Origin of the sequence: Vibrio sp. T13N (genome assembly GCF_032970445.1) — a bacterium.
In the GTDB taxonomy this organism is placed as follows: domain Bacteria; phylum Pseudomonadota; class Gammaproteobacteria; order Enterobacterales; family Vibrionaceae; genus Vibrio; species Vibrio diabolicus.
In genome coordinates this window covers 611374-636688 of sequence record NZ_JAWJYE010000001.1, presented here as the reverse complement: position 1 = coordinate 636688, position 25315 = coordinate 611374, and the positions used below count along the sequence as shown (strand labels likewise).

General features: G+C 46.3%; 23 protein-coding genes. 14 read left to right on the top strand and 9 right to left on the bottom strand.

Going from position 1 to position 25315, the window contains the following annotated elements; translation table 11 throughout:
- Positions 1 to 67: 67 nt before the first annotated feature.
- Complete coding sequence (locus R2S67_RS02835) at positions 68 to 1246, bottom strand: lytic polysaccharide monooxygenase (RefSeq protein WP_100088169.1); 1179 nt, start codon at positions 1244 to 1246, stop codon at positions 68 to 70.
- A gap of 214 nt (positions 1247 to 1460) precedes the next feature.
- The gene (locus R2S67_RS02830; RefSeq protein WP_031813570.1) at positions 1461 to 1901 is read right to left on the bottom strand and encodes an Lrp/AsnC family transcriptional regulator; all 441 of its coding nucleotides are present in this window, start codon (positions 1899 to 1901) and stop codon (positions 1461 to 1463) included.
- 113 nt (positions 1902 to 2014) lie between these two features.
- Between R2S67_RS02830 and R2S67_RS02825 the strand changes: the two genes are divergently transcribed.
- The 3 genes from R2S67_RS02825 (at position 2015) to R2S67_RS02815 (ending at position 5762) form a co-directional block, all read left to right on the top strand.
- Positions 2015 to 2599 carry a LysE family translocator gene (locus R2S67_RS02825; protein WP_006740964.1) on the top strand — a complete coding sequence of 195 codons (585 nt, stop codon included), beginning with the start codon at positions 2015 to 2017 and terminating at the stop codon, positions 2597 to 2599.
- Positions 2600 to 2854: 255 nt separating this feature from the next.
- Positions 2855 to 4777 carry a S9 family peptidase gene (locus tag R2S67_RS02820; RefSeq protein ID WP_317342079.1) on the top strand — a complete coding sequence of 641 codons (1923 nt, stop codon included), beginning with the start codon at positions 2855 to 2857 and terminating at the stop codon, positions 4775 to 4777.
- A gap of 211 nt (positions 4778 to 4988) precedes the next feature.
- Positions 4989 to 5762: a siderophore-interacting protein gene (locus R2S67_RS02815; RefSeq protein ID WP_317342078.1), complete on the top strand. Its 774-nt coding sequence runs from the start codon at positions 4989 to 4991 to the stop codon at positions 5760 to 5762.
- A 99-nt stretch (positions 5763 to 5861) separates the two neighbouring features.
- Here R2S67_RS02815 and R2S67_RS02810 read toward each other — a convergent pair whose 3' ends face one another.
- Both R2S67_RS02810 and R2S67_RS02805 read right to left on the bottom strand, forming a co-directional pair.
- Positions 5862 to 6734, bottom strand: coding sequence for a LysR family transcriptional regulator (locus tag R2S67_RS02810; protein ID WP_005391982.1), 873 nt, complete (start codon positions 6732 to 6734; stop codon positions 5862 to 5864).
- A gap of 80 nt (positions 6735 to 6814) precedes the next feature.
- Positions 6815 to 7621: an arylamine N-acetyltransferase family protein gene (locus R2S67_RS02805; RefSeq protein ID WP_053807518.1), complete on the bottom strand. Its 807-nt coding sequence runs from the start codon at positions 7619 to 7621 to the stop codon at positions 6815 to 6817.
- Between the two features lie 293 nt (positions 7622 to 7914).
- Here R2S67_RS02805 and R2S67_RS02800 point away from each other — a divergent pair, with 293 nt between their 5' ends.
- The 5 genes from R2S67_RS02800 to R2S67_RS02780 all read left to right on the top strand — a co-directional run bounded on the left by R2S67_RS02800 (position 7915) and on the right by R2S67_RS02780 (position 12388).
- Entirely contained in the window at positions 7915 to 9063 is a 1149-nt protein-coding gene (locus tag R2S67_RS02800) for an S-(hydroxymethyl)glutathione dehydrogenase/class III alcohol dehydrogenase (protein WP_005391984.1), read from the top strand.
- 61 nt (positions 9064 to 9124) lie between these two features.
- Positions 9125 to 9964 (top strand): S-formylglutathione hydrolase, encoded by an 840-nt coding sequence (gene fghA / locus R2S67_RS02795; RefSeq protein WP_317342076.1) that lies wholly within the window; start codon positions 9125 to 9127, stop codon positions 9962 to 9964.
- Between the two features lie 451 nt (positions 9965 to 10415).
- Complete coding sequence (locus R2S67_RS02790; RefSeq protein ID WP_005391987.1) at positions 10416 to 10871, top strand: hypothetical protein; 456 nt, start codon at positions 10416 to 10418, stop codon at positions 10869 to 10871.
- A 5-nt stretch (positions 10872 to 10876) separates the two neighbouring features.
- A complete protein-coding gene (locus R2S67_RS02785; protein ID WP_109169350.1) occupies positions 10877 to 11974 on the top strand; it encodes a GGDEF domain-containing protein in 1098 nt (365 codons plus the stop codon).
- Positions 11975 to 11998: 24 nt separating this feature from the next.
- Positions 11999 to 12388: a hypothetical protein gene (locus R2S67_RS02780; RefSeq protein WP_006740947.1), complete on the top strand. Its 390-nt coding sequence runs from the start codon at positions 11999 to 12001 to the stop codon at positions 12386 to 12388.
- A gap of 109 nt (positions 12389 to 12497) precedes the next feature.
- Here R2S67_RS02780 and R2S67_RS02775 read toward each other — a convergent pair whose 3' ends face one another.
- Both R2S67_RS02775 and R2S67_RS02770 read right to left on the bottom strand, forming a co-directional pair.
- On the bottom strand, positions 12498 to 13301 hold the full coding sequence (locus R2S67_RS02775; RefSeq protein WP_316685032.1) for an HAD family hydrolase: 804 nt from the start codon (positions 13299 to 13301) through the stop codon (positions 12498 to 12500).
- A 95-nt stretch (positions 13302 to 13396) separates the two neighbouring features.
- The gene (locus tag R2S67_RS02770) at positions 13397 to 14284 is read right to left on the bottom strand and encodes a LysR family transcriptional regulator (protein ID WP_005391995.1); all 888 of its coding nucleotides are present in this window, start codon (positions 14282 to 14284) and stop codon (positions 13397 to 13399) included.
- 126 nt (positions 14285 to 14410) lie between these two features.
- Here R2S67_RS02770 and R2S67_RS02765 point away from each other — a divergent pair, with 126 nt between their 5' ends.
- From R2S67_RS02765 to R2S67_RS02755, 3 genes are all read left to right on the top strand, one after another.
- The gene (locus R2S67_RS02765; protein ID WP_317342074.1) at positions 14411 to 15277 is read left to right on the top strand and encodes an MBL fold metallo-hydrolase; all 867 of its coding nucleotides are present in this window, start codon (positions 14411 to 14413) and stop codon (positions 15275 to 15277) included.
- Positions 15271 to 15891 (top strand): DsbA family protein, encoded by a 621-nt coding sequence (locus R2S67_RS02760; RefSeq protein ID WP_317342072.1) that lies wholly within the window; start codon positions 15271 to 15273, stop codon positions 15889 to 15891. The genes R2S67_RS02765 and R2S67_RS02760 overlap by 7 nt, the downstream gene beginning before the upstream one ends.
- Before the next feature lie 117 nt (positions 15892 to 16008).
- Positions 16009 to 17688: an RluA family pseudouridine synthase gene (locus R2S67_RS02755; RefSeq protein WP_317342071.1), complete on the top strand. Its 1680-nt coding sequence runs from the start codon at positions 16009 to 16011 to the stop codon at positions 17686 to 17688.
- Positions 17689 to 17778: 90 nt separating this feature from the next.
- Here R2S67_RS02755 and R2S67_RS02750 read toward each other — a convergent pair whose 3' ends face one another.
- Positions 17779 to 19119, bottom strand: a complete 1341-nt coding sequence (locus R2S67_RS02750) for an MATE family efflux transporter (protein WP_301640724.1) — start codon at positions 19117 to 19119, stop codon at positions 17779 to 17781.
- 533 nt (positions 19120 to 19652) lie between these two features.
- Here R2S67_RS02750 and R2S67_RS02745 point away from each other — a divergent pair.
- Positions 19653 to 20801 (top strand): GGDEF domain-containing protein, encoded by a 1149-nt coding sequence (locus R2S67_RS02745; RefSeq protein ID WP_104973238.1) that lies wholly within the window; start codon positions 19653 to 19655, stop codon positions 20799 to 20801.
- Between the two features lie 3 nt (positions 20802 to 20804).
- On the opposite strand, the gene R2S67_RS02740 is transcribed toward R2S67_RS02745, so the two are convergent.
- Together R2S67_RS02740 and R2S67_RS02735 are read right to left on the bottom strand one after the other, a co-directional pair.
- Complete coding sequence (locus tag R2S67_RS02740) at positions 20805 to 21086, bottom strand: hypothetical protein (RefSeq protein ID WP_041853103.1); 282 nt, start codon at positions 21084 to 21086, stop codon at positions 20805 to 20807.
- A gap of 131 nt (positions 21087 to 21217) precedes the next feature.
- The gene (locus R2S67_RS02735) at positions 21218 to 21502 is read right to left on the bottom strand and encodes a pyrimidine/purine nucleoside phosphorylase (RefSeq protein ID WP_047009740.1); all 285 of its coding nucleotides are present in this window, start codon (positions 21500 to 21502) and stop codon (positions 21218 to 21220) included.
- 326 nt (positions 21503 to 21828) lie between these two features.
- On the opposite strand from R2S67_RS02735, the gene R2S67_RS02730 reads away from it, so the two are divergent.
- Both R2S67_RS02730 and R2S67_RS02725 read left to right on the top strand, forming a co-directional pair.
- A complete protein-coding gene (locus R2S67_RS02730) occupies positions 21829 to 22332 on the top strand; it encodes a DUF2850 domain-containing protein (protein ID WP_046876126.1) in 504 nt (167 codons plus the stop codon).
- Between the two features lie 369 nt (positions 22333 to 22701).
- On the top strand, positions 22702 to 25248 hold the full coding sequence (locus R2S67_RS02725) for a glycosyl hydrolase family 18 protein (RefSeq protein ID WP_193447601.1): 2547 nt from the start codon (positions 22702 to 22704) through the stop codon (positions 25246 to 25248).
- Positions 25249 to 25315 lie beyond the last annotated feature (67 nt).

The window sequence follows — 25315 nt, the reverse complement described above, 5'->3', positions numbered from 1 at the left end:
TTAGACTGAAAAAACAAACCCTTCTCACATGAGAAGGGTTTTATTATTCAGGGCCCGAATAACTGGCTTAACGCCATACACCCCATTGACCCGTTGTGCCTGGTTCCTCACCAGACGTCCACCACTGAGCGGTCCATTCTTTACCGTTGTGCGTCACCACATCACCTTGGTCGTAAACGGCCGTCTTGTCCCATAAGTTGGTTGGTTCAACTGGTGGCGGTACATCCGCTTTGATCAGTGACAACGCATAACTGAAGTCTGCGCTTGGCGCTAATACTTGGTTCGCATTCACGTTCTTACTATCGAACATGTAGTGGTTCATCTCTTGATGCCAAATGCCCACATACCAATCGCCCGTTTGCTGCGCGTTAAATTGATCCGCAATTTCTGCCGCCCAAGTCGTCGTATTGTTTGCGCTGATTGGCAGTGAAATATCAACAATTTCATTGCCTGTCGCATTAAACGTACGGAAACGGATGGTGTCACCCGCTTCTACTGGTCCAAAACCTTGCTGAACAAAGTAGCCCAGAGATGTCAGATTATTACCCGGTTCGGTTGGATCAACGGGGTCAGTCGGCGGCGTCGTACCTGTTCCGTTTAACGTAATGTCACTACAGTTGTAGAAACCTTCACCAGCCACATCAATGCGCTGCCAACGAGTATAAAGCACTGCATCGCCGGAACGATCAGCAGGGAAAGTCACCTGAATACGGTAGCGTTTTTCCGCATCAACATACACGTCACCTGCGGTGTCGATCAGCTCTAAATCACTCCAAGTAAGCGGTTTTGAATCATCATAAGTCGGCTTGGTGAGATAGAATTCCCAGTACGATGGGTTGTGCGGCGCCTTGCCGTAAAACACCAATTCAATCTGGTTGTTTGCATCTGGCGTAACATTGGTGCGCTGCCAGTTTGGAGAAGGAATGTTCAAACCTTTCTTAGCGGCATCGCCGGCAGAACACAGTTCGCCGTCACGGACTACGGCTTTAACATGCTCCATATCTCGGTAATTTGGTACGTTTGCTGCAATTTCACTGCGTTGCACAAACGGGTAAGCACCAGATTCTTCAAAAGCCGCTTTACACGCTTGGTTGGGGATCTCATTGGTCCAAAAACCACCGTCTAAATAACACGTATTCTGACGAGCACTTGGAAATTCTACCCAGCCGTGGGCGTTGACGTTAAATGAGCTCAATGCGGCAACAGCGCTTAAGCTCAAAAGAGGAAGTGTTACATGTGATTTCATCGTTCATCCTTAAATTTGCTGACTCGCCGCTCATGAACACAAGCGGTTTAAGCAAAACTAGCAGGATGAGATTATTTCGAAGGTGAGAATAAAGGTGGAAATTGTAAGAGTGCCATCTGCTTTCCAGCATTTGTTGTGTACTTATCTCATACTCGACTGACTCTTTCGAGTCACTTCAAATTCATGTGCCACAAAAACTGTCACTCTCGTTTGGCTAGCGCTCGTCTTTTGGTGTGTCCATCACCACCATGGTTGTGATCGACTTAACGTGCTCACACTCACCCAGTACATCGGCATGGAACGCTTTATATGCGGCCAAATTTTGCGTTTCTACGCGTATTAAATATTCATTGGCTCCCGTAATATTGTGGCATTCCACCACTTCATCCACAAAACGCACGTGTTCTTCAAAACCAAGCTGTGCTTGCTTAGAGTGCGAGGCCAAACCAATCGACACATAAGCGACAAAACCCACGCCAAGTTGCTGATTATCCAGTACCGCTCGGTAGCCTTTTATCACGCCTTTACGCTCTAAATCTTGCACTCGGCGTAAGGTTGCAGACGGAGATAAACCAACGCGTTCCGACAGCTCCACATTGGAGATTCTTCCGTCTCGTTTGAGCACTTGCAATATTCTTTCGTCAAATCTATCCATGATGATGTTTCATTGCTTATTTAGTTTCTAATCATCAAATAAAAGCACAATATTGACCTCAGTTCTACTTATAGTTGTTCTCACTTATCGAGAACTGATTCAAGGAACAATCTATGGAATATCATCAACTGGGCGCTTTGGCGTTGTTCGCTTTTGTCTCCACTTTTACGCCGGGTCCCAATAACATTATGTTGATGACCTCAGGGGCAAATGTTGGCTTTAAACGAACCATTCCACACATGTTGGGCATTACCTTCGGTTTTGGTGCCATGCTAATTTTGGTGGGCATTGGCTTGATGAGCCTCTTCAACGCTTACCCGATTACTCACTCCATTTTGAAAGTATTGAGCTTGAGTTATTTGCTGTACTTGACGTACAAAATCGCCACGAGCGGCAAAACCGAAGCAAAACACGATTTTCGCCCAATGTCTTTTTTAGGGGCGGTGGCATTCCAATGGGTGAACCCGAAGGGTTGGTCGATGGCGTTGACGGCCATTACGGTATACACCAGTGGCGGTTCTTGGCTTGAACTGACTTTTATCGCCGGTATCTTCTGTTTAGCCAACTTGCCATCGGTAACATTTTGGACTGCGGCAGGCATGCAACTTCAACGCTGGTTGACCACATCTAGGCGTGTAAAAGGGTTTAACTATGGGATGGCAGCGCTTTTACTGCTGTCGACTATCCCAATGATATAGAAGACAAAATAGCCGTAAAACCGTGATCTAATACAAAGTTCAGGTAGATACTGAATCAATAATCACAATCTAACGCCACTTTTGGACAATGCCAGGGTCATAGTAGCGAAGCAATGCGCTATTTATTAAAAGCACACTAATCATAAGCCACAGCTATTTTAATGTTCGTTGCTTGCTCGCAGTAACTGCGATGAATCTATCACCCTGGCCAAAAGCTCATGAGCTTAAGGTCCTTTACACAAGGAGCGTTACACAATGCACACTCGCAAGCTTTTTCTTGCTGCCACTTTTGGATTATTATTGGCGGGTTGCAGTCAAACATCCACCACAACCAATGCTGAAGTCATTCCACCCGAGTATCCAGTGGATTATTTCTTTAAAAACAGCGAAGTTTCTAGCTATCAAATCTCTCCTGCTGGTGACTACATCTCAATGATGAAGCCATGGCAAGACCGTAAGAACGTCTTTGTTTATCCCACAGATAACCCCGATCAGATAAAACGCGTCACATCCGTAACAGGGCGCGACATTGCATACTACTACTGGGTTGGCGAAGACACCGTAATTTACTCTCGTGATACGGGAGGAGATGAGAACTTTTATCTCGTGACGGTTAATGTCAAAACAGGCGAAGAGAAAACCATCACACCGACATCCGGTGTTGTGGCATACGTTATCGACACACTAGACAATCAACCCGATGACATTTTGATTTCGAGTAACGAGCGTAACCCGCAAGTCTTTGATGTTTATCGACATAATCTAAAAACAGGCGAAAATACTCTCGTTGCGCAAAACCCGGGCAATGTGCGCTCATGGGGTACCGATCACGATGGCAACATTCGTGTCATCACCACATCAGATGGTGTTAATACCTCCGTTTTATATCGCGATACGGTTGAAGATGAATTTAAACCGCTAAAGAATCTCACTTTCAAAGAGAGCTTTAGCCCCATTTCATTCACGCCGGACAACAAAAACTTATATGTGGCATCACGAATTACGCGTGATAAATCAGCCATCGTTGAATACGATGTAAAAGCCAATAAAGAAATACGAGAAATCTTCTCTCACCCGGAAGTTGACGTGAATAGCGCTCATTACTCTGAAGCGCTTAATAAGCTGGTTTCAGTCTCTTACGTGACAGATAAAAACCACTATCACTTCTTAGATGATTCCTACCAACAAACCTTCGAACGCCTCTCAGAGAAACTGCCAAATGTAGAAATTTCTGTAACCAGTGCGACGCGAGATGAAAGTAAAATGATTGTCGTCACCTACAGCGATGTCGATCGACCAAATTACTACTTCTACGATCGTAAAGCAGACAAATTGGAGAAATTGGCAGAAAACGCTCCATGGCATAAGCCAGAACATATGGCGAAGATGACGCCTATCCAATACACCGCTCGCGATGGAGAAACCATTCATGGGTACCTAACGCTGCCGAAGGGTCGAGAAGCCAAAGATCTGCCTTTGCTTGTGCTCCCGCACGGTGGTCCATGGGCTCGTGATCACTGGGGATTTCAGCCTGAGGTACAATTATTCGCTAACCGTGGTATCGCCGTGCTGCAAATGAACTTCAGGGGCTCAACTGGTTATGGTCGCGAGTTTTGGGAGAAGTCGTTCAAGCAATGGGGACAATCCATGCAGGATGACATTACCGACGGTGTCAAATGGGCTACCAAACAAGGTTACGCACAAGATGGCAACGTATGTATTTATGGTGCCTCTTATGGCGGCTACGCAACTCTGGCGGGGGTGACATTCACTCCGGATTTATATAAGTGCGGAATCGACTACGTTGGCGTATCTAACTTATTTACCTTTATGGACTCCATTCCACCTTATTGGGCACCATTCCTTGCAATGTTACACGAGCAAGTAGGCAATCCGAATGATCCTGAAGACGCGAAAATGATGAAAGCCTACTCACCAGTGTTCCATGTCGACCAAATTAAGGCACCCTTATTGGTTCTACAGGGAGCACAAGATCCACGCGTGGTGAAGAGCGAGTCAGACCAAATCGTTGATGCACTGCGCGAACGAGGCGTCGAGGTCGAATACATCGTGAAGGAAAATGAGGGGCACGGATTCCGCTCTTTAGAGAACCGTCTTGATGGTTACCAAGCGATGGATAGATTCCTAAAAACACATTTACTTGAGCAGACTCAGTAAGCCTTTACATCGCTAAGTTCGAAAGGGCATGTTGGCGTGCCCTTTCTTATTTTTTCTACGTATTTTGCTCGCCCCAGTCCCCAGTACCAATTCAATACTCCAATAATCCAGCTCAATTCACAGTGTAAATTTATATAAAGACACTACCCTCTTATGAGAGATCTTGATAACCTTAAATGAGAAAGAGAATAATTATCGAGTAGAGTCAAAGATGAAGAAGAAGCCTCAACCTAAAACGATTCTTGTCACAGATACAGAGACAATTACCCCAAATATGCAGCGTATTACTTTGCAAGGTGAAGCGCTAAGCCAGTTTCCACGCGACTGCGAAGGTAGCTACATCAAGCTATTGTTCAATGAGATGGGCGGTACCGATTTGAGCACGCTAAGCGACGATGACCGACCATTAATGCGAACCTATACTATTCGTCGTTTCCATCCGGAAATACACACCATCGAAGTCGATTTTGTCCGCCACACCACACAAGATTTACAGTGTGGCTTTGCCGCGCGTTGGGCGATGGCCGCACAAAAAGGCGATACGATTAATATCGTAGGTCCAGGCAGTATCTCTAATTTGAATACCGAGGCTGACTGGTTCTTTATGGCCGCCGATATGACAGCACTTCCTGCTCTTTCAGCGAAAATTCGTACGCTACCAGAAGATGCAAAAGGCTACGCCGTGATCAGTGTGATGTCTGCGGCCGACATCCAGCCTCTGCACGCACCAGCTGGTATAGAGCTAATTTGGCTTACAGAAGGTCAAACCCTAGCAGAAGCGGTACGCGAACAAAAATGGCTAGATGGGGACGCCGCAGTATGGTGTGCCTGTGAGTTCGATTCAATGCGCGCGCTACGCCAATACTTCCGCAACGAGAAAGAAGTTGATCGTGAAAATATCTACATCAGCAGCTATTGGAAACAAGGCGTGTCGGAAGACGGGCACAAAGTGATTAAACGTGAAGACGCGGAATCCAATCAATAGTGGTTCATGTCTTTTCGATTCCAGCTCTCATCCCAATAAAAACGCCCGGCACCACCGGGCGTTTTAGCAACATACCTTGTAATGAGGCACTTTAAACCGCTAATCAACAAGCTCTTGCGCCAAAAAGTCGATCAATAACCGCACTTTTGGCGACAAATTGCGACTTTGCGGATACAGCGCCCAAATGCCTTCGCGATCGTCGCGGTAATCGGTCAGCACCTCGACCAACTCACCACTGTCTAATGCTTCTTGAACGTAGTAATCCGGCAGCTGCACTAAACCCAGACCGCGTTTCGCTGCGTCCACCAAAGCAAAACCGCTGTTGCATTTAATCCGTCCCGACACGCGCAAAGACTTATCGCGTTTATTTTCTTTAAAGTGCCAATAGTCGACAGAGCCAACCAAGCACTGATGCCGTCCCAATTCCGACAACGTATGTGGCTCACCAAAACGCTCCAAATACATCGGACTGGCACACACATAGTTTTGGCGCGACGAAAGACGTTTAGCAATCATGCTGGAATCTTGCAAGCGGCCAAGACGAATCGCCACGTCCACACCTTGCTCAATCAAATCCAGCTTTTGGTTGGTCAGCACTAAATCAAGATCCACACGCGGGTACTTTTCCAAAAACTGATGCAAAAGTGGCGCGAGGTTCATTTCCCCATACGTCACAGGAGCCGTCACGCGCAGTAAACCGCGCGGTTCGGTCTGCATTTGCGTTACGGCAAGCTCGGCCAGTTCTAACCCTTCCACCAAATGTTTACACTGCTGGTAATAGAGTTGTCCGGCTTCAGACAGGGAGACTTTTCGCGTCGTGCGATGCAGCAATTTCACCGCAAGTCGTTCTTCAAGTGCTGATACCCGACGACTGATTTGTGCCACAGATGTTTTCAGCTTAGCTGCTGCTCCGGTAAAACTGTTGGTTTCCGCCACAGCAACAAATTCGCTGACTCCTTCCCAATTCGCCATGCTGTATTCCTGTCGACCTCTTCTAGACAAATAGTGATGAAAATATTCTCGTCGCGCTACGCTTTGAAAACGGGAGAACTTTACGCGTCAGGCAACGAACGAAGATCGCCGTACTGCGCATCAAGTTCAATGCCGAAGTGTTCTTTCAAGGCATCCAGATAAGCTTGGCCTGGCTCTAACTCCAATTCTGTCTGCTCACCTTGGCTGGTGTATTTGAGTGTGTAGTTAAGCAATGTCACCAACCCACTTTCTGTTGCTTTCGCCGCGACTCTTGCGCTGGTAAAACGCGAGTGAGGAGAAGTGGAAGTAAAAAAGTTGCCACACGCGATATCACCCGCAAACACAAACTCTAAGTCGAAGCTATAAAGGTTGTTCCATGTGTCCGTTCCATCCGTTGACAACACTTGAAGGAAGTAACCAAACTGAGCATCTTCGACAAAGCGGAAGGTTTGTAAATCCGTCTGAATCACTTGGTTGAGGATAAACGGCAATGGCGCGCGCGGCGTATTGGAGCCAAAGCCCACATCAACAATCCATGCTTGTTCATCCAGCGTCACCAACGTGATTTGATGACTACGGCCAGTTGGTGTGCCCGACACATGCACACGTCCTAGTAAACTGCGTGCTTCAAATCCGAGAGTATTGAGTACCTCAAGCATTAAGCCATTCAATTCAAAGCAGTAACCACCGCGAGGGTGATACACTGTTTTTTGAATGATGTCTTCAATCTCAACAGAGATGCCGCGCTGCAATGCAATATCAAAGTTCTCAAACGGCAGGCTGTGGTGCTGCGCCACGTGTATTTTATGTAATGTTTCTAAATCGGCAGGTAGCTCTCTTGGCAAACCGAGCTTGGTTAAATAGGCATTCAGATCCGTCTTGTTCATAATCATTCTTACTTCGCTGATGGGTTGATTGTTTTCTACTCTAGTCCCTCGACCTAACTTCAGGTCAACTGCCTTTTCCGCTTTCCCTTCCGCTTTGAGGAGACGTCACACTCTTATAATCTGCTTACCTTACCATTATTACGTATATGTAAAAATCATTTTCAAAATGGACGGATTATCATTTTTATTGAAACACCTAGAATAGATATCAACAAAACGACGCAGCGCAGTAAGCAAACCTTAACTACGCTTATTACGTCACTCCATATACTGAGAATATAAAGGAAAATCCAATGACTGTTGAAATCAAACCTGGTCAAACTCACATCAAATCCAAGGCAATGGTTGCATGGGCCGCTGGCGAACCACTGAAAATGGAAGAAGTGGATGTACAGCTTCCTAAAGCGGGTGAAGTGCTAGTGCGCATCGTCGCGACAGGTGTTTGTCATACTGATGCGTTCACTCTGTCAGGCGACGATCCAGAAGGCATCTTCCCTTCTATTCTTGGTCACGAAGGTGGCGGTATTGTTGAAATGGTGGGCGAAGGCGTTACCAGCGTTGAGGTTGGCGACCACGTGATTCCTCTTTACACCGCAGAATGTGGCGAGTGTAAGTTCTGTAAATCGGGCAAAACCAACCTTTGTCAGGCCGTGCGTGAAACACAAGGTAAAGGTCTGATGCCCGATGGTACAAGCCGTTTTTCTATCAACGGTGAAACCATCTTCCACTACATGGGTTGTTCTACTTTCTCTGAGTACACGGTACTCCCTGAAATCTCGCTAGCGAAAGTAAACAAAGATGCACCACTTGAAGAAGTGTGTCTGTTAGGTTGTGGCGTAACAACCGGTATGGGCGCAGTTATGAATACGGCAAAAGTTGAAAAAGGCGACACGGTTGCGATATTCGGTCTGGGTGGTATCGGTCTTTCAGCAATCATCGGTGCACGCATGGTGGGTGCAAGCCGCATCATCGGTATCGATATCAACGAAAGCAAATTCGATCTTGCAAAACAGCTAGGCGCAACCGATGTGATTAACCCACAGAAATTCGACAAGCCTATCCAAGAAGTGATTGTTGAAATGACGGATGGCGGTGTTGACTACTCTTTCGAATGTATCGGTAACGTAAACGTGATGCGTCAGGCACTTGAGTGTTGTCACAAAGGTTGGGGGGAATCGGTGATCATCGGTGTTGCGGGTGCAGGTCAAGAGATCTCAACTCGTCCGTTCCAACTCGTAACTGGTCGTGTATGGCGTGGCAGCGCTTTCGGTGGTGTTAAAGGCCGCTCTGAGCTTCCAGAAATCGTAAACCGTTACATGGCTGGTGAGTTTGGCTTGCAAGAGTTCATTACTCATACAATGGGATTGGCTGACGTAAACAAAGCATTTGATCTGATGCACGAAGGTAAGAGCATCCGTACTGTTATTCATATGGATCAATAATGCTGCCTCAGGCTCTCCTTTTGGGGAGCTTGAATTCATTCTGTTGTTAGAGAGTTTATTCATGACCATTGAAAATGTAAGCCAGGCCAAAGTGTTTGGCGGTTGGCACAAACAATATACACACGAATCCAAAGCCCTAAACTGCACGATGCGCTTTGCGATTTTCTTACCACCGAATGCCACTAAATCGAACCCCGTACCCGCTTTGTACTGGTTGTCGGGCTTAACCTGCACCGATGAAAACTTTATGCAGAAAGCGGGCGCATTTCGTATGGCGGCCGAGCTTGGCATTGCGATCATTGCACCAGACACGAGTCCAAGAGGCGAAGGTATCGCTGACGATGAAAACTATGACCTGGGTAAAGGAGCTGGCTTTTACCTTAATGCGACTCAAGCACCTTGGTCACTGCATTACTTCATGTACGATTACGTGACTAAAGAGTTACCAGAGATCATTGAAAGCAATTTCCCTGTCTCAGAAGTAAAATCCATTTCTGGGCACAGCATGGGAGGTCACGGAGCATTAACCATTGGTCTGAAAAACGCAGAACAATATCGCTCAATATCGGCGTTTAGCCCTATCTGTAACCCAGTCCAATGCCCTTGGGGACAAAAAGCCTTTACTGCTTACTTAGGCAAAGATATTGAGAACTGGAAACAATACGATGCAAGTGAGCTTCTCAAGCAAAAACAATCACCACTTCCTATTTTGGTTGATCAAGGTGATGCTGATGGCTTCCTCAACGAGCAACTTAGGCCAGAAGCGCTGGTTGCTGCAGCAAAAGTGCATGATTCAAACCTGAACTTAAGAATTCAATCTGGTTATGACCATAGCTATTATTTCATCTCAAGCTTTATTGACGATCATCTCAACTTCCATGCGAAGTATTTGTTTGCCTAATTCATAGGAGTAACTTGATGAATTAAAAAATAAAGTCACCTACCTAGGTGGCTTTATTTTTGGTGCGTATTAACATGCCAATCTTAAATAGCATTGGAATAAATATAGAGAACAATGTAAGGATGAAATCGGATTTTCTTGTACCTCAATCATTAACCCTTCTAATTCTCATTCACAATACAATTCATCGGTTGAAAATAGGATTAATTTCCATTAAAAATCTGCGAACTGACACGAATTCGTTATAGAGCGAAATAATAACGCATATTTCTGACCTTTTAATTAAGAAGTCACTTAATAACCTTGACGTACAGTAAACCGACAGTTACTTTTCAAACATAACATATTATAAAATCTCATCCGGTTGGCTCTATTATTACAATTACAAATAAAGTACCGCTAGCACCTTTGTCCTAGCTCAGCAAAAAGAATAAAACTCAAAGGGCATATGATGAAAAAGATAGTCGCGCTAGGTCTGTTTTTTGTTGCGCCATTCTTATCTGCAAGTACGATCGTATTTAGCAGTAGCCAACAACCTAGTGTCACATTAAAACTGGAAGAGATTCAATCTTTACCAACCACCAGCTACACAACCACGCTGCCTTGGATCCCTGCTTCTTCTGAATTTCTTGGGGTCAAACTTAGCACGCTCCTCACCCACGTCTATGGCAAAGTGCCAGAACAAGTTGATGTCAGTAGCTTGAATGACTATCACTCGACACTGTCTCGACAAGACATTCTTAGATACCAACCAATACTGGCTTACCAACAAGATCAACACTATATAAAAGTCAGGAATAAGGGGCCATTTTGGGTAATATACTCTCTTAGTCTCTATCCTGAGCTCAACTACAATAAATATCACGCGCAAATGGTCTGGCAAGTAAATGAGATGAAAGCAAAATAATAAGAATGAAGTTATCAGAACCCACCCATCAAAAGCAGAGAGCACCACAATACTCTACAACCAGTAAAATGTTGCTTGTGGTGTTTGCCACTTCTTTGCTTCTCGCAAATGTATTGCTTCTGCAGCAGACACGCGCACTGTCACAAAACTTTAATAATGAGCAAAAACAAGCAACCTGGTTTTTATTCCAACTCTCTAAAGAGCTTTCGGAGCTTGTCGGAGAAGCGAGACGAGTCGATGAAAATGTATTAAATATCGAAGGTGCAGAGCTGCAATATGAATTGGCCTGGAGTAGATTCGATTTATTAATTAGTAGTAATGAAGCCTACACTTTTTTCTCTCGAAATAATATGCATCAGTATTTCATTGATCTTTTTGAGGAATTTCAGGGGCTGGAAGCGCAATTAGTTGAAGCAAGAACTGGCGATAGCCAAGCTGCGGCTCAATTTTATCGATCTACTCAAACACTGTACTTAAGCTTGGTCGATTTCGTTAATCAGAACTTTCGCCTAAGCAGCAAAGTCTATGAGGCACAGAAAGGAGAAACGCAACGGTTAATGCAAGCGCAGTATATGCTGTTTGCTACATTCGTTTTGTCGATCCTGTCTCTGACTTATTTCTTTTATCGTGAATCCCATTTCCATAGAAAACTGGCGCTCAGCGACCCACTGACTCATCTTGGAAATCGCAATGCACTATTTATCAACCTAAATGAGCTCACTCAAGAGAAAAGGCCTTTTTCTCTGTGGATTTTAGATTTAAATGGTTTTAAAAGTGTCAACGATACACACGGTCACCAAGTGGGAGACACCGTACTGCGTGAAATTGCTAGACGGCTTAAATCTATGGCGTTGAATGATTTTACCGTCTATCGCATGGGAGGCGATGAGTTCGCCGTCATCCTCGAAGGGGAGCATGTTGATGAAGAAGGCGTTCGTGAGCATATCAATGCGGTATTTGATGCGCCAATACTAAATTCCGACAACGTCGCAACACTATCAACCAGCATGGGCTTAGCGCAATACCCAAAAGACAGTAACAATGTTGACTTTCTTATCAGCATAGCGGATAAGCGCATGTACAAAATGAAATTTCAACGTTAAACGGTATTTATGATGAGAAAGTTCATGCAAATACTGCTTCTACTGGCAGTCATTGCGGCAGGTGTGTTGGCTTGGGTATTTATTCCATCGCACGAAACCATCGGGCAAAAAACGCTTGAGCAGGCACTCAACGACGACTACAGCCTCGTTGGGCATCGAATCTACTCAACCGATCCGGATGCTGGCAACCGATTCGGCTACTTCGTATTGGCAACTGGCCAGAGCATTGAAGAGCAAGAGCCGTTTTTGGTCACTTCGGATCAGTTTATTCGCATGGAACAAACGGGTGATAACACCTTGTCTGTGACCGTCAATGGCCGTATCTACCAATACCACAACGACTTGTGGGTACCAAAATCGAATGGAAAGTTGCAGCACTTTTTGGTCAGCGCAACCGCTAAGTACGTGCGCTAAAAAACGGGAACATTACTACCCCCTCCCACCACACACACAAAAAACAAAGCCCCGCATGCACTGCGGGGCTTTTTACGTTAACAAGAAAAGAACATCGAAAGGATGAGCGTTACTTCGCTAACACTTTCTCTTTAATCACTTTTAGTACCCCAGCCTCTTGGTTGCTTGGCGCAGAATAACGAGCGATTTTCTTAATCTCTTCATGCGCGTTAGCAACCGCGTACGAATGCTCACTGACTTGCAGCATTTCGAGGTCGTTGAGGTAATCACCAAACGTCATGGTTTCTGCCGGAGTAAAATTCATCGTCTCTTGAAGGTGCTGAATGGCCGCGCCTTTAGACGCCTCGGCATTCATCACATCCAGCCAAATTTTTGCGCTCACCACAACTTTATGCGTTGCGCCAAACTTCGCGTTCATGGTCGGGAATAGGAGCTCTTCCGAACCGTCAAAGTGACAAATTGCCACCTTAATAAACTCGTCTTCGACCTCAAGCAAATCCGGCACGTATTCACAGCGGTGGTAGTACTTTTGAAATTCTTCCAGCGATTGCCGATCATGCGTTTCGATGTACGCCGAGCGCTTGCCACACAATACGATGTTCGCCCCGTCAATTTCACGAGCCGCTTTCACAATCTCCGCCACTTCCGCTTTAGGAATGGTGCAACTGTAGAGCTCTTTGTCTTGGTACATCACCAAGGTGCCGTTTTCGGCCACATACAACACTCGATCTTTGATTGGCGCGAACGTGTCACGCAGGCTGTAATACTGACGACCAGACGCAGCGGAGAACAAAATACCTTGCTCTTCCAATTGCAAAAACAGATCGAAAAACTCTGGATCCAAACGACCGTATTGGTCAAGCAAAGTGCCGTCCATATCGGAAGCAATAAATTTGATGCGAACTTGTGACATTAACTAAAACTCTAAATGACGCTGCGAAAATATAATCCATGTAAGGTACAGGATCTTGTATGAATCTCAAGTCGGGATGACGACGCCTTTCGCGATTACCAAGGGTGCTGTTTAAAGTAATCTTCACTGTGATCGATGAAGGCTCTCACCGCAGGAGACAAGTGCTTACGCGATGAATAAAGCGCGTAAATGTTGAGATCATTTGGCTTCCAATCCGGCAACACTGACTCAAGCTGACCCGATTGCAGATAGATATTGCTCAAATAGGTTGGCAGCATCGAAATACCCATGCCTTGCAAAGCGCCATGCAATAACGCCGTGGCCTCATTGCTGGTTAGGCGACACTCAATTCCCACCGATTCGAACTGGTCGCCCTGAGACAAATGCCACACGTGACGCTCAAAGTTTTTGTAACCCAAACAGTCGTGTGAAGATAAATCTCGCGGATGCGCGATCGCGCGATGAGTTTGCAAGTATTGCGGCGATGCCACCAACACCGATTCACACACCGCAATCGGCTTACCAATCAAAGAAGGATCGGGATCTGACGCAATTCGGATTGCCAGATCGATGCGTTGCTCGGTTAGATCACTCACTGAATCTTGCAGATCTATGTCGATATGCACTTTGGGGTGCTTTTGCATAAAACTGTTTACTGCTGGGATCAACTGTGAGAACCCAAATGAAGTGCTAGACGCAAGACGGATTTTTCCGGACAGCTCACCATCAACGGCAATGTTCGACGTCAACGTATCGGCCTGTTTTAACCAGCGCTCAATCTGAGGCAAGCTGCGCTCCCCTGCGGTGGTGAGGGACACCTTGCGCGTGGTGCGGTGCAACAAACGAGTTTGCAGCCAGTTCTCCATCGCCTCTACATAACGAGTCACCATTGGCCGAGACATGTCTAACCGCTCGGCGGTCGCGGTAAAACTGCCAGAATACACCACATCCACAAATACTTTTGCTGCCGTTACTCTGTCCATACATTTGCTCGAAATAAGAAATAGTGATGCACATTATTGTGTATTTTTCCGAGCGTATCAATTTCCTAATATAGCTCCCGTTCCCAAGCCATCGTCGCTTGGCCCCAAATTCTTTAGGAGCTTATTATGAAAAAATTCACTTTGATTGCTGCATCCGTTTTAATGGCAAGCCCTGTCCTAGCGGCAAACCACTCCCCCCTTACTCTTGAGGTTTACAACGCCGACGGTAACAGCTTCCACGTTAACTCAACCTTGGTATACGGTGAGACTGACGCCATGGTCATCGACACTGGCTTCACCAAAGCTGACGCGATGCGCATTGCCGCTAAAGTGTTGGACTCAGGCAAAACGCTTAAAACCATTTTTATCAGCCAAGCGGACCCAGACTACTACTTTGGCGCAGAGGCCCTACACCAACAGTTCCCTGATGCGCAGATCATCGCAACGCCTGCGGTTCAAAAAATTATTAAAGAGAAATTGGCTGGAAAGCTGGCGTACTGGGGACCAAAGCTGGGCGCAAACGCACCGGTAAAACCAGTGCTCCCTGTCGCGTACGACAAAGCATCATTAGAGCTAGAAGGTCATAAGATTGAAATCCGTGGTAACCATGGCACATCAGCACACCGCCCTTACCTATGGATTCCAGATAACAAAGCGATTCTGGGTAACGTAGCCGTGTACTCAAACGTGCATTTATGGATGGCAGATGCCGCTGACCAAACCGCTATCAATGCTTGGGAGCAGCAGCTTAGCGAGATGCTTGCGCTTAAACCTCAAGTGGTCATTCCTGGTCACATGAAAGCAGGCACAAAGCTGAACGCAGACACCATTCGCTACTCGCAACAATACTTGCAGGATTTTCAGCAAGCGAAAAAACACAGCAATAACAGTGCTCAACTCATTGACACCATGTCAGCGAAATACCCAGAAGCTCAATTGCCAATCGCGTTAGAAATCGGTGCGAAAGTGCATACTGGTGAAATGACATGGTAACCGTGCATTACTTCTTCGATCCCATGTGTGGTTGGTGCTACGGGGCATCACCACTCATCGAAGCCTTGATGGACACCTCTCAATTTAAGGTAGAGCTTCATCCCGGCGGCATGATCGAGAAACGCGAGATTGAACCTGAATTTCGTCAGCACATCATCAACAGTGACGCTCGTATCGCAACCGAAACCGGAGCAACGTTTGGTGAAGCATATCTGCAACGCGTGAAAAGCGAAGATGCGTTTGTTCTTGATTCTTATCTACCAACACAAGCGATCTTGAGTGCGGAGAAAGTGGGGCTGAATCCATGGCACATGCTAAAGGCCATCCAATCCGCGCATTATCAGCTCGGGTTAAAAGTGAATGAAGCATCGACGCTCAAAGCCATTGCAGAATCGCTAGGTTTAGCAAACGATGCGTGGGAGCAAAACATGACGTTAAGCGAAGCCGAGCTAAACGAGAGAATTCGCTCTAGCCGACAGTTGATGCGCCAGTTACACGTTGGTGGTTATCCAACCCTGATTGCAGAAGTAAATGGCGAGTACTTGACCTTGCCGCACTCGACCTACTACGACAAACCGGCACAGTGGAAGCTTGCATTACAAAAACTGCAATAAGCTCTTCCCCACTCGCTCTTGTTCTTAATCCAAGAGCGAGTGCCAACACCGACATGGCAATCCTGACTCAAACAGGTACAATCCTCGATCGAATTTTTACTCGCGCGGATACCCACCATGCACTCGCCTGAACATTGTTTTACTCGTTTTACTGCTGATACTTCTGACTATAAATTACCAACGCAGTTTACGTTTCCGTTCTACTACACGCCGCATCCGCTTTGCGTTATAGCCGCAAAGCAATTGCAACAGCACTTATTAGCGCAAACCAACTTCGAACACGATTTTGGTTTGGTTAATGAAGAAACGGGGCGAGGCAAAATGTTTGGCGTATTACTAGTAGAAAGCTCTCAAGGCGAGCTCGGCTTTTTAAGTGCGTTTTCTGGCAAAATTGCTGACCAAAACTTGATTCCAGGATTTGTCCCTCCTGTGTACGACATGTTGACCGATGAAGGCTTCTTCCGCGCAGAAACGGATGCCATCAACGCCGCCAATGCGGAGTACAAAACCTGTGCCGCGAATCCGGAATTAGCGGATCTTAAAGCGCAAATCCAAGCCGACCGAGCCGCTTATCAGCAAGAGGAGCAAACACAGCGCCAAGTGATGATTGATGGCCGCGCCGCACGCAAACGACAGCGACAACAGGGCGAGCAAACGCTCAATGCCGATGATCTCAAAATCTTGTTGGATGAGTTGGGTAAGCAAAGTGTCGCCGAGAAAAACGTTCTCAAATACTTAAAGCAAGCGTGGGATGAAAAGCTTGCAATCAAAGAAGCGCGCTTGGCCGAGTTAGAGCAGCAACTTGCTCACCTGAAAGAGCAGCGCAAAACACTCTCCAACGCTTTACAGCACAAACTGCATAAACAGTACCGCTTTCTAAACAGCCATGGCGAAACACGCGACTTGGTGGACATTTTTGCGGACACCACAAACCCAGTACCACCAGCAGGTGCAGGGGAATGTGCTGCGCCAAAACTGCTCCAATACGCGTTTAAATACGGATTCAAACCGCTGGCGTTGGCAGAATTTTGGTGGGGTGTGTCGCCAAAGTCTGAGGTTCGCCAACACAAAAAATTCTACCCATCGTGCAACAGCAAATGTCAGCCGATTTTAGGCCATATGATGCAAGGGCTGGATGTCGAACCCAACCCATTGGCGGAGAATTGGGCAGAAGACAAAGAGCTAGAGATAATCTACCAAGACGACGCTATGGTCGTCGTCAACAAGCCCTCGGGCTTACTTTCAGTGCCGGGTAAAACCATCAAAGACTCTGCTTATACGCGCCTACAAGCGATGTTCCCTGATGTGGAAGGGCCGTTTGTGATTCATCGCCTCGACATGGCGACCTCTGGCATTTTGGTGTTTGCCTTAACTAAGCGCGCGAACAAAAGTCTGCAAAAACAGTTTATGGCTCGCGGCGTACAAAAACGTTATATGGCACTGCTCGAAGGCGTATTAAACGCGCCTGAAGGGGAAATTTCACTGCCAATGCGTGGTGACCCAGACGACCGCCCACGTCAACTAGTATGTTTTGAACACGGGAAACATGCAGAAACCTACTGGCAACTGATTGAAGTCAAAGATGGACGCAGCAAGGTATACATGTATCCGAAAACCGGGCGAACTCACCAACTACGTGTACACAGTGCTCATCACATGGGGTTAAACATGCCAATGGTTGGTGATGGTTTATACGGCGAAAAAGCGAATCGCTTACACCTGCATGCTGAGATGCTAGAGCTGGATCATCCATACAGCAAAGAGCGCATGGTGTTCAGAGCTGAGTGCGAATTCTAACTTCTTCCAGATTTTAAATAACAAAAAGGCACTGACTATCAGTGCCTTTTTTGGTTTCTAACAACAGAATAAGCGTGATACAGCAAACCGTTAGCTCACCTTAAACTTGGTCCACACCTGAGAGCGCCAACGCCTTGCCATGATGATACCACGCACCCATTCATCGAGAGCGATTGCCATCCAAGCTCCTAAAACGCCATAACCCATGTGGATGCCAAAGATGTAGGAGAAAAACACGCCTAGTCCCCACATACTCAAAATCCCCATTTGCACTGGGAACTTGATGTCACCCGCGCCTTTGAGCCCCGCGATAAAAATCAGGTTAAACACACGTCCGGCCTCGAGCAAAATTGAGCCCATGACTAACGAACCTGCCAATGCGAGTATTTCTGGTTGATCGGTAAATACGCGCAGAATCTCTTCTCTAAACAGGTAAATCAGTGTGGTTGCCGCCGTTGATGCCACAAATCCCACTAAGAAGTAGATTTGTACGCGTTTTAAAATGCTGCTCACCCAACCTTTGCCGATGTAGTAACCAGTCTGAATTTGCGCAGCCTGACCAATTGCCAACGCGAAAGCAAACGAGAAACGGGCAATGTTTTGTGCATAAGTGAAAGCCGCCAACGATGCCGTCCCCATTTGCACCACAAAGTACACAATGCAGATTTGCGCCACGTTGTAAGACAGCACTTCACCCGCGTTCATACCGCCGATTTTTAAGATCTTTTTGTAAATTTCTGCGGGCACTTGTTTCATGGTCGACATTGGTAGTTCAATGCTGCTGCGAGCGAGAATAAACCATAACATTAACGTACCGATGACTTGGCTGACGACGGTTGCTATTGCTACACCTTGCACACCATACACAGGTAAACCGAATGGCTGGTAAAGCGCAATATAGTTACCAATGATGTTGAACACACCCGAGATCAAGTTCACCACCATTGGAGAGCGCGAATAGCCATGGCTACGCAGAATGGTCGTAAAGACTATGCCTATGGTGACGTTGAACGTCATCGCTCCGCTGATCAGCAAATATTCACGTGCGTATTGCTCGACTTGCGCCTCCAAACCGTAATACGGGAGCAGGAATATCGCGCCAAGCACGGCAATCACACTCAAGAACGCACCGACAATCACAGACAGCGCAATACTTGCAACGCCGACGTTCACAGACTCTTGCTCGCGCCCAGCGCCGTTGTATTGGGCAATCAAAATCCCCGTTCCGCTGCTGACAAACGTCGAAACGATGATTAAGAAAAAGGTAATCTGCGTGATCACACCAACAGCGGATACCGCTTTGTCTGAGTAGCCACTCAGCATGAACACGTCACTGGTTCCTAAAGCCGTCCGTAGCAAAATTTCGACAAGAATCGGCCAAGCCAATGCCACAATGGACATTCGCTGGTTGATGTTCTGGCTTTTAGGCATGTTTGTAACCTTTCCTGCAACTAAAAACTGCCCCACAAAATGTGTGAAGCAGTTTGGAAAAAGAGTAACTCGAATGAAGCTCGAGATGAGGTCGTGATTTAGCGCGGATTCTAGTCGCATATTGGTCACAACGACAACAATATTTCGCTCTGTTTCGGAAAAATATTTCTAATGCTTTTTCACAACGAAAAACTCACTGACGGAACTTAGAGATCATCGATTGACGAACAATGAGTTCAATAGGTAGAAGGCGCAGTTCATGCTAGTCCCAACAGAGTTGAGTCAGGATAGATCCTGCAAATACGGCGGTGGAAATGCATTACTTTGAATTATTAATCGAACCATCTGAAGCCATAAAGATCCGCCATGGAAAACTTTATAAGCCTTTGTTGCGCTTTGAGCACTCTCACCAAACCACACTTCTAGGCCCATACTAAAAATGACTGACATCACATTTGGAAACTTTGTTGTTCTATTCATCGCTAAAATACCGCCTAGAATAAGCGTACACGTTAATTAAGCAAGGATACGTAATGTCGACATTGGCTGGAGCACGCTTAGAGGAAATGGCGGATATCCGCTCAACAAGAAAAAAGAAAATTGTCTTTTTATGCTCCAGTATCGCCGCGGCATGTTTGACTTATGGCTCCATTGCTCAATTGTTTGAGGATAATTGGGGATTAAGCTTTTTCCATGCTCTGTGTGCCTTAGCCTGTTTAGGTATCAGTTATGTGATAAAGGTTCAACGACATCATCAATATGCCGACCTATGGCTGAGTGCAGTTTTGATGTTCGAAGGGTTATTGCTACTTCTGTATAACGATGCCCCCTCAGGCAAACTGCTATGGCTATACCCTATTGTCGCCACTCTAGTGCTGATCAATGAGTTTAAAGTCGGTCTGCTGTTTAGTGGCACCTATATCTTACTGATCTTTTTTGGCGTCGTTTTTTTAGATCGGCTACCAACAGCCAGTGACATCATAGAACGACGATTTATGCTGACCCTAATAGCGACTGCATTTGTGTGCCACACATTCTCGTACTACTACACAAAAGTCCTCAACTACATTCAAACACTTTATCGTGAAGGGATTGAAGAGTTGGCGTATTTTGACCAACTCACAGGGCTTGCCAACCGCTGGAGCTTTGAAACTTGGGCGCGAGCAAAGCTCGATGAGATCAACCATTCATCTGATGACAGCATCACTGCTCTGGTCTTCCTAGATATTGATAACTTCAAACATATTAACGACACCTACGGACACGATATTGGTGACCAAGTGCTTCAAGCCTTTGCAACTCGATTAAAAAACAATGTTCGCCATAAAGACAGAAAAACCGACAAACACGACTACTCCATCGCTCGATTTGCGGGCGACGAGTTTGTGCTCATGCTGTACGACATAAACAGTAAAGATGACCTCGACAGCATTTTGAAGCGTATTGTGAATCTATTCCCAAAAGGCTACCGAAGCTACGATATGATTAACGAGTTAACAATGAGTGTGGGCGCTGCTATCTACAAACAAGATGCGAAGGATTTATCTGAATTGACTCGGTGCGCAGATAAAGCAATGTATGCGGCTAAACACACAGGGAAAAACCAATACGCGTATTACGAGCACTGCAATACCGAAGAGAAGTCAGCTTCTGAAACGCCGACTGTATCAGAAGCTTGCTAATGGTTAAGCGAATACATGCATCACCCATAGCCCCAGCACCAGAAATACGATTAGCCACACAGCTTGCAACACTCTGCTCGGCTTATCTTGCTGGCGACCGAATTGGCCTTTAAACGCACGGTCTTTCACTTTGCCCATTAAGCCTTTTCCTAGAGCACGTCGATAGAATTCACGTCTCTTATGGGCTGCATTGGCGACCTCGGTAAAACGATGTCTTTGCTCATTGGTGAGATCTTTGTCCTCGTAACGAGGAGGGAGATCAGAATGCTTGCGTTGTACTGCCATCACTTCCTCCCTGGTCGATGGGTACATTTTTATTAAGTATATACCCAAATAACCAAAAGATGCGTTATAAGTGAAGCACATAGACGAAAAAACCACCCGAAGGTGGTTTTATGACGAGCAACAAATGAGCGCTAGAAGTACTCACATAAATACGCGGTCGCGTCTTTCACATGAAGCTCAAATGAAGAGTTCCCTTCCACTTCAAAAAACTCACCACTTTGGTAAGTCGTCCAATCACTTTCGCCGACACGCTTGACCACAAGCGCACCTTTTACAACCGTCATACGCTCAGGCGCTTGAGTGCCGAACGTGTATTCACCAGGAAGCATTACTCCAACGCTAACGTCCTGATCATTCTGGTTAAAGCCTAGTGATTTTACACTACCTGCAAAATAGCTATTTTCCTTAATACTCATTATTGGTTTCCTTATCAAAAGTCCGCTCTTTTTTACCTTGTTTCTTCCTGTTACTCAAGCTCTGAAAGTCATTAAGCTCAACGTTATAAAGCACATCCTTTGCTACTGAGCGAGGCCACCTTTTTCTAGGCTTAACCAGACGACGTAATTAGTGAGATAAAGTCGGTGAATTAGTTAACGCTAGCAATCAACAAAATCATCAATAAGAGTGTATCTGAATGTAAAAGTGGACATTAGATCATAATTTCTTAGTCTTAATGGCGGGATTGTTTGTTTTTGAGAAGGAAGGTTTCCACCATATTAAAAAAGGGAAGAAAAGTAGAGCAATGACGGACTCAGCTCGCCGAAGGCGGAAAACAAGACAGGAACCAAAACTTTCATTTTGGGCTCGCCACCAATCCAAAGCCCTCAAAAGCGCATTTGCCGTTTTCGGGGTGGGTCTTTTGACGTTTTTCAGCTATCAAATCCACCTATCCTATCAAGACCATATTGACCCGAAAAAAGTCTACGGCGAGTGGATTGAGATCGGCGCGCCACCCTACCAAACAGAACGTCTGACTTTCACAGAAGATGGGGTATATCGAAACCATCGACTCATCACGACAGAATTTGAATTCGATGGAAAGGTCATCACGTTGAACACTGGATTAGGAAAAACCGCGTACCAGCTCTCAGGCTCTCACCTTTCACCTCAGATTCGCCGTATTGAGCCTCTTATTCCAGATCAACGATTCATCCGTAAGGGATTTGAGCATACCGTTCAAGGCTCAGAAACCGGAGCGGCTTCAAAACGTCGCGCTGCATTAAGTGAACATTTCAGCCGTGACTAGTACGTCTTCACGGCTATTTCTCCTTTCAATTCTCTTTCTACTTCGATGAAACAAAACCTTAATAAACAATGAAATAAGGTGTTCATCGCATTTATCACACTCGCTACTGAGTAAACAATAATTTTAGTTTCTGCTGAGATTTTATAAATTATTGACTCAGTCTGACACTTTCTGTGTAACAGAGTGCGAGTTTTAGTTAAGTTCTCTCAAGTGCCTCGAAAACCGTCTTAATTTTTTTTGACGAAAAAAAACTCTCTGAAATGCTGAGTGTGATGCTTTTGCACATGGAGTAAATCCAATCATCTTATCTGGTGCAAGAGCAGCCTATGTTCTAGGTAGAACATGAATCCAAGGATTGAGAGAGAAGTTATGATTCGATTTAACCTATGTGCAGCTGGCGTTGCTTTAGCACTATCAGGTGCTGCAGTTGCGGCTCCAACCGCACCAAGTATCGATATGTACGGTTCCAACAACCTTCAGTTTTCTAAAATTGAACTCGCGATGGAAACCACGTCAGGCTACTACGACATGGTGAAATACCATGAGCAAGCGAAGATCACTGTTAAGTTTAACCAGTGGAGTGGCACGCCAGGTGATACTTACAACGTCTATTTTGATGGTGCAAAAGTAGCAACCGGCCCAATCACTGGTAGCCAAACAACAGCGACATTTGAATATGGTCAGGGCGGCCTATACCAAATGGAAATCGAGGCGTGTGATGCGACAGGTTGTGCGAAAAGCGCACCAGCTGAAATCACGATTGCAGATACCGATGGTTCTCACTTGAAGCCACTGACGATGAATGTTGATCCAAACAACAAAACGTACAATACCGATCCAAGCGTCGTGATGGGTACGTATTTTGTTGAGTGGGGCATCTATGGTCGTGACTACACGGTCGATAACATGCCAGTCGACAACTTGACTCACATCCTTTACGGTTTTATCCCAATTTGTGGCCCAAATGAGTCTGTGAAGTCTGTTGGCGGCAACAGCTTCAATGCACTACAAACCGCTTGTACAGGCGTGCCTGACTACGAAGTCGTGATCCACGACCCTTGGGCCGCTTATCAGAAGAGTTTCCCACAAGCTGGTCATGAATACAGCACACCTATCAAGGGTAACTACGCAATGCTAATGGCATTGAAACAACGTAACCCTGATCTAAAAATCATCCCATCTATCGGTGGCTGGACACTGTCTGACCCATTCTTCGATTTCGTAGACAAGAAAAACCGAGACACATTCGTCGCATCGGTTAAGAAGTTCCTGAAAACTTGGAAATTCTACGACGGTGTTGATATCGACTGGGAATTCCCTGGTGGCGGCGGTGCAGCCGCGGATAAGGGCGACCCTGTAAACGATGGCCCAGCTTACATCGCACTGATGCGTGAATTGCGCGTAATGCTTGATGAATTAGAAGCTGAGACTGGCCGTACTTACGAGCTAACGTCAGCTATCGGTGTCGGTTACGACAAGATTGAAGACGTAGACTATGCAGATGCGGTTCAATACATGGACTACATCTTCGCGATGACTTACGACTTCTATGGCGGTTGGAACAACGTTCCTGGTCACCAGACTGCGCTTTACTGTGGTTCATTCATGCGCCCTGGTCAGTGTGACGGTAGTGGCGTTGATGAGAACGGCGAACCGTACAAAGGTCCTGCTTACACAGCAGATAACGGCATCCAGCTTCTTCTTGCTCAAGGCGTTCCTGCGAACAAGCTAGTACTTGGTACAGCAATGTACGGTCGTGGCTGGGAAGGCGTCACTCCAGATACGCTAACCGATCCAAATGACCCAATGACAGGTACTGCTACAGGTAAACTGAAGGGCAGTACAGCGCAAGGTGTTTGGGAAGATGGCGTAATTGACTACAAAGGCATTAAGTCATTCATGCTAGGTGCCAACAACACTGGCATTAACGGCTTCGAGTACGGCTACGATGCACAAGCAGAAGCACCATGGGTATGGAACCGTACTACGGGCGAGTTGATCACATTTGATGACCATCGCTCAGTGCTAGCAAAAGGTAGCTACGCGAAATCTCTGGGTCTTGCGGGTCTATTCTCTTGGGAAATCGACGCGGATAACGGCGACATTCTCAACGCAATGCACGAAGGTATGGCTGGCGGTGTGGTTCCTCAACCAAACCGTAAACCAACTGCAGCAGCTGGCGCAGATCTATCGGTAACTGGCCCTGCAAGTGTGGTTCTAGATGGTAGCCTATCGAAAGACTCTGACGGCACGATCGCGAGTTACGCGTGGGAACAAGTATCTGGTACAGCAGTGGTACTAGCAGGCGCAAACACAGCGAAAGCAAGCTTTGATGCAGCAGAAGTTACTGTTGAAGAGCAATTAACTTTCAAGCTGACAGTGACTGACAACGAAGGTGCAACGGCATCTGACCTTGTTGTAGTAACTGTGAAGCCAGCAGGTGTGGTTGACCCAGTGAACAACGCGCCAGTAGCGCAAGTTGTTGCTCCAGCAACAGCAAACGCTGGTGACGTTGTGGTTGTAGATGCGTCAGCCTCTAGCGATGCAGACAACGATACTCTTACTTTCAACTGGACGCTTCCTCAAGGTTTGAACGCAACGGTTGAAGGTTCTAAAGTCACGTTCACTGCTGCTGAATACCCGCAAGACACTAGCCTAAGCTTTACCGTAAGTGTGAGCGACGGCAAAGCGTCTTCAACGGCAAGCGCAACTGTTGTTGTTGCACAGCATACAACCGACCCAAACCCTGGTACCTGTGACAACGCATGGGATGCAAGCGCAGTGTACACAGGCGGCAACCAAGTCACTCATGCAGGTAAAACTTGGGAAGCGAAATGGTGGACTCAGGGTGACGATCCTAGCCAATCTGGCGAATGGGGCGTTTGGAAAGAAGTTGGCGTAGCTAACTGTAACTAAGCCCGACCTTGCAGATTTTCTGTAAAGTTAACGATCAAAGGACAGCTTCGGCTGTCCTTTTTTGTTT

Excerpts from the sequence above, each read along its gene's own strand:
- R2S67_RS02835 (WP_100088169.1), bottom strand. The coding sequence starts at position 1,246 with ATGAAATCACATGTAACACTTCCTCTTTTGAGCTTAAGCGCTGTTGCC.
- R2S67_RS02830 (WP_031813570.1), bottom strand. The coding sequence starts at position 1,901 with ATGGATAGATTTGACGAAAGAATATTGCAAGTGCTCAAACGAGACGGA.
- R2S67_RS02825 (WP_006740964.1), top strand. The coding sequence starts at position 2,015 with ATGGAATATCATCAACTGGGCGCTTTGGCGTTGTTCGCTTTTGTCTCC.
- R2S67_RS02820 (WP_317342079.1), top strand. The coding sequence starts at position 2,855 with ATGCACACTCGCAAGCTTTTTCTTGCTGCCACTTTTGGATTATTATTG.
- R2S67_RS02815 (WP_317342078.1), top strand. The coding sequence starts at position 4,989 with ATGAAGAAGAAGCCTCAACCTAAAACGATTCTTGTCACAGATACAGAG.
- R2S67_RS02810 (WP_005391982.1), bottom strand. The coding sequence starts at position 6,734 with ATGGCGAATTGGGAAGGAGTCAGCGAATTTGTTGCTGTGGCGGAAACC.
- R2S67_RS02805 (WP_053807518.1), bottom strand. The coding sequence starts at position 7,621 with ATGAACAAGACGGATCTGAATGCCTATTTAACCAAGCTCGGTTTGCCA.
- R2S67_RS02800 (WP_005391984.1), top strand. The coding sequence starts at position 7,915 with ATGACTGTTGAAATCAAACCTGGTCAAACTCACATCAAATCCAAGGCA.
- fghA (WP_317342076.1), top strand. The coding sequence starts at position 9,125 with ATGACCATTGAAAATGTAAGCCAGGCCAAAGTGTTTGGCGGTTGGCAC.
- R2S67_RS02790 (WP_005391987.1), top strand. The coding sequence starts at position 10,416 with ATGAAAAAGATAGTCGCGCTAGGTCTGTTTTTTGTTGCGCCATTCTTA.
- R2S67_RS02785 (WP_109169350.1), top strand. The coding sequence starts at position 10,877 with ATGAAGTTATCAGAACCCACCCATCAAAAGCAGAGAGCACCACAATAC.
- R2S67_RS02780 (WP_006740947.1), top strand. The coding sequence starts at position 11,999 with ATGCAAATACTGCTTCTACTGGCAGTCATTGCGGCAGGTGTGTTGGCT.
- R2S67_RS02775 (WP_316685032.1), bottom strand. The coding sequence starts at position 13,301 with ATGTCACAAGTTCGCATCAAATTTATTGCTTCCGATATGGACGGCACT.
- R2S67_RS02770 (WP_005391995.1), bottom strand. The coding sequence starts at position 14,284 with ATGGACAGAGTAACGGCAGCAAAAGTATTTGTGGATGTGGTGTATTCT.
- R2S67_RS02765 (WP_317342074.1), top strand. The coding sequence starts at position 14,411 with ATGAAAAAATTCACTTTGATTGCTGCATCCGTTTTAATGGCAAGCCCT.
- R2S67_RS02760 (WP_317342072.1), top strand. The coding sequence starts at position 15,271 with ATGGTAACCGTGCATTACTTCTTCGATCCCATGTGTGGTTGGTGCTAC.
- R2S67_RS02755 (WP_317342071.1), top strand. The coding sequence starts at position 16,009 with ATGCACTCGCCTGAACATTGTTTTACTCGTTTTACTGCTGATACTTCT.
- R2S67_RS02750 (WP_301640724.1), bottom strand. The coding sequence starts at position 19,119 with ATGCCTAAAAGCCAGAACATCAACCAGCGAATGTCCATTGTGGCATTG.
- R2S67_RS02745 (WP_104973238.1), top strand. The coding sequence starts at position 19,653 with ATGTCGACATTGGCTGGAGCACGCTTAGAGGAAATGGCGGATATCCGC.
- R2S67_RS02740 (WP_041853103.1), bottom strand. The coding sequence starts at position 21,086 with ATGGCAGTACAACGCAAGCATTCTGATCTCCCTCCTCGTTACGAGGAC.
- R2S67_RS02735 (WP_047009740.1), bottom strand. The coding sequence starts at position 21,502 with ATGAGTATTAAGGAAAATAGCTATTTTGCAGGTAGTGTAAAATCACTA.
- R2S67_RS02730 (WP_046876126.1), top strand. The coding sequence starts at position 21,829 with ATGACGGACTCAGCTCGCCGAAGGCGGAAAACAAGACAGGAACCAAAA.
- R2S67_RS02725 (WP_193447601.1), top strand. The coding sequence starts at position 22,702 with ATGATTCGATTTAACCTATGTGCAGCTGGCGTTGCTTTAGCACTATCA.